The following is a 411-nucleotide window of genomic DNA, read 5'->3' as shown; positions in this document are numbered from 1 at the left end:
CAGGGTTTGATTACTGCCGGTGCCTGCACCGCGGATTCTATCGGTGATTCTTTTGTCGAAGGCCACGAAGACGAAATGCTGGTGCAGCAGTTTGACCACAATGTGACGGTTCCCACCGACCCACAATCAGGTCAGCCCTCTGGCCAACGTGTGCACAAGCCGTTTAAATTCACCGTGGCACTCAACAAAGCGGTGCCATTGCTTTATAACGCACTGGCGTCGGGTGAGAAAATGTCAACGGTCGAGCTGAAGTGGTACCGCACCTCGATTGAAGGTAAACAAGAAAACTTCTTTACCACCAAGCTGGAAAGTGCCTCGATTGTGGACATTCACTGCGAGATGCCCCATTGCCAAGACCCGGCGAAGTCAGACTTTACCCAGAACCTGACCGTGTCGATGTCTTACCGCAAA

Annotated in this window: 1 protein-coding gene; it reads left to right on the top strand. The window is 52.3% G+C overall.

Translation table 11 applies throughout. The features are described from left to right. Positions 1 to 411, top strand: a 411-nt coding sequence (locus tag BZJ21_RS15615) for an Hcp family type VI secretion system effector (protein ID WP_077670264.1), incomplete at both ends; no start/stop codon positions are given.

It is taken from the genome of Salinivibrio costicola subsp. alcaliphilus, from assembly GCF_001996185.1.
In the GTDB taxonomy this organism is placed as follows: Bacteria; Pseudomonadota; Gammaproteobacteria; order Enterobacterales; family Vibrionaceae; genus Salinivibrio; species Salinivibrio costicola.
This window is presented reverse-complemented; position numbering and strand designations above follow the sequence as displayed.